Below are 2,099 nucleotides of genomic sequence, written 5' to 3'. Positions count from 1 at the left end.
CCCTGCCTGACGCCGCAGAACGACGTAAGCGCGGCTATCCTGGCAGATGCTGAGGATCAGGACGCGCTGGCGAATCGAGCGATGCTCCAGCGCAAGCTCTGTGAGGACCCTGAGTCGTCGCGCTAAATGTTAGATGAGGCCTAGCATCAGTCCCGCAACTTTGCGGCCAGCTTTGCGGCTGCCACATCCTGGCGCGCGTCGTCGAGGGGATTGCGGCCGTAGTCAAGCTGCCATAGAACGGCATTAGTCAGCGTAAACACCAGCGTCATTATCAGCGCAACGCCCATAAAGCCCACGCCGGCTGCCAGGCCAACACAAATCGCGACAAAAATACAAATGCCATCAATAGCCTCAGGTAAACTGACGCGGTAACGTACGGCTGCGACCAGTGCCGCGAGTCCGAACGCTAAGGCAAGGCTGTCCTGTATCAATAAGACCACGGCCGTTGCTGCGATGGGCAAGAGGACCAGCGCGCGGACGAATACCTTGGAGGGTCCCGCCTCATAGCGGGTCGCTGCGTATGTCCAGGTGACCGGAATCATGACCAGGACAGTCGTTATCAGCGTGCCTGTTAGAAACAGTATCGACAAGAAGAACATTTCTGGCGTTACGTCCCTTGTTGCCATCCCCGTCTCCAGCAACTCCCGAGGCATACGGATTGAGGTCTCGGTCACCTCAAAGTCCTTACGATCGTGGGCGTCGTTGCCGCCAAACGGTAGGTACTGCAGGGAATCCGAATGCGCAAGCAGCAGCGCGGTGATGATGGCCAGTAAGCATCCGTAGTACACGACAAGCCGAGTGATCAGCTGCCGTGGCGTAATGTTCTGTTTTGCTTCAGTTCCCCGTACGTTCATTTAGCCGCCTATCACTGCCTGGGTCGTGTGAGCGCCGCCTGCCAGAGCTTTAGAAAACTACGTTCCAAGGCGCTCTCTGCGGCAATACCCAATTTCTGCTGCCAGTTCTTGCGCGGGACGTAGCTCAACTCATAGACGCCGTGCGTGGCTAGTTTATCTTGAATATACTCATCGGAAGTTTGCAGGCTATCCACCAAATTGACATCCTTGGCGCGTTGCCCAAACCATGTCTCTCCCGTAGCAACTTTATCAATATCAACAACTTCACGATTCTCTTTAACAAATCGCTTGAAGAGTATATGGGTGTCCTCCAGCTCATCTTTGAACTTATCGCGGCCTTTATCAGTATTCTCGCCGAACACTGTTAGGGTTCGCTTGTACTCTCCTGCGGTGAGTACTTCGAAGTCAATGTCGTTTTTCTTCAAAACGCGGTGAAAGTTGGGAAGCTGTGCGATCACACCAATGGAACCAATGATTGCAAAGGGAGCCGCAATGATATGGTTTGCGACGCAGGCCATCATATAACCGCCACTGGCTGCGACCTTATCGACAGCTACCGTGAGATTGACCCCCTTGTCGCGAATGCGCTGAAGTTGGCTCGAAGCAAGCCCATAGCTATGCACCATGCCGCCGCCACTTTCCAGACGGAGCAAAACCTCATCACTCTCGCGAAGCTCGGCCAATAGCGTCGAGACCTCCTCCCGTAATTGCTGCACCGCCGATGCACGAATATCGCCATCAAAATCCAGCACGTAGAGACGCGGCTGCTCAGCGCTGTCTTCCTTACCTTCTTTAACGCGCTGTTTTGCGGCCTTAGCCTCCTCTTTGGCTTTCTTCTTATCCGCTTTCTTTTCAGCCTTGTGTGACTCCTTTCGTAACGCGGGATCGAGCGTCGCATCGCGCAGCGTTTCCTGCAGCTCTTTGTAGCGGTCATTCAGCTTGTGTACTTCGATATGACCACCACTCTCTCCCCGATGGCGCTGAGAGACAGCGGTGACCAATAACACGATGAGACCCACGGACACGACGATGGTGATCGCCTGCGCTAAAAAGAGTCCGTATTCAGAGAGAAATTCCATAGAGCTTCCTAAGAGTGTGAGAACCGACGGTTTAGCGTCTCTGCGTTCTGCGACAATGGTATTGAATGAGTTGGCCGGCTATTGATGACGGCGGCGGTACCGGGGGAAGATTTTCCCCGTGGTACCAGTTGGCTTCGGAAATTTCATCTTGGTCAGGGATAACCTC

Annotated in this window: 2 protein-coding genes; both read right to left on the bottom strand. The window is 54.1% G+C overall.

The window, feature by feature from the left end; all coding sequences use genetic code 11:
- Window positions 1-146: 146 nt before the first annotated feature.
- On the bottom strand, window positions 147-854 hold the full coding sequence (locus ACTG39_RS14110; RefSeq protein ID WP_439108199.1) for a DUF4956 domain-containing protein: 708 nt from the start codon (window positions 852-854) through the stop codon (window positions 147-149).
- Window positions 855-865: 11 nt separating this feature from the next.
- The gene (gene sohB, locus ACTG39_RS14105) at window positions 866-1,933 is read right to left on the bottom strand and encodes a protease SohB (RefSeq protein ID WP_439108198.1); all 1,068 of its coding nucleotides are present in this window, start codon (window positions 1,931-1,933) and stop codon (window positions 866-868) included.
- Between the last annotated feature and the right edge of the window lie 166 nt (window positions 1,934-2,099).

This window comes from Congregibacter sp., assembly GCF_965662665.1.
Taxonomy (GTDB): domain Bacteria; phylum Pseudomonadota; class Gammaproteobacteria; order Pseudomonadales; family Halieaceae; genus Congregibacter.
The sequence above is the reverse complement of the archived record's forward strand: the minus strand, read 5'-3'. Positions and strand labels throughout refer to the sequence as shown.